General features: G+C 45.5%; 1 pseudogene. It reads right to left on the bottom strand.

The annotated features are described in order from the left end of the window. A pseudogene (locus tag F887_RS14865) lies at positions 1 to 712 on the bottom strand (hypothetical protein); the annotation flags it as partial.

Below are 712 nucleotides of genomic sequence, written 5' to 3'. Positions count from 1 at the left end.
CATCAATACCTGACTTGGTGATGCTTGGGCCATTGGCAATGGTTAGACCATCATTATTGATGGTGGTATCGCCTGCAGTGACACTGTCCACTTTCAAGTCACGGTTCAGACTGTACTTGATGTCATTGCCTTCTTTGGTAACTTGTAGGTTTTCTTCACCATCCGCTGTTCCGATATCAACCGTATCGCCTGCTTTCACTGCACCTGCATCTGCACCATTACTTTGTAAGGTCCAACCTTTATCCAATGCTGTAATTGCATCACCGACATTGTTTACATCAGCGCCGTTCACCGTATAGTTCGGTGCAGTCACCGTACCATCTGGATTAACAATTGAACCGCCGCCAAGTGCATCAGAGACGCTTTGTGCATTCTTCGCCAATTGACTACCATTGATGGCATCGGTGGAATCTGGATTTATATCACCCGCTGCAACACCACTGATCTTGCCTGTTGTACCATCAACCGTAACATCACCCACTTTAACTGAATCAAAAGTTACGTCCTTAGCAGTTGCAACGTCATAGTTGGTACTGCCATCGGCATTTTTAGACTCAGTCACAACGATGTTGTCACCTTCAGTTACTGTGGTCTTCGCTGCAACAGCTGCACCTCGAACTGAATCAATCGCATCATGAATGTTGTTTTGACCTGTGTTTCCGACATTATTGGTGGTAATTGATCCATTTGGATTTAACACCGTTTCTCCACC

It is taken from the genome of Acinetobacter sp. NIPH 2100, from assembly GCF_000369805.1.
Lineage (GTDB): Bacteria > Pseudomonadota > Gammaproteobacteria > Pseudomonadales > Moraxellaceae > Acinetobacter.
Note: the sequence above shows the minus strand (reverse complement) of the source record. Positions and strands in the feature narration are given on the sequence as shown.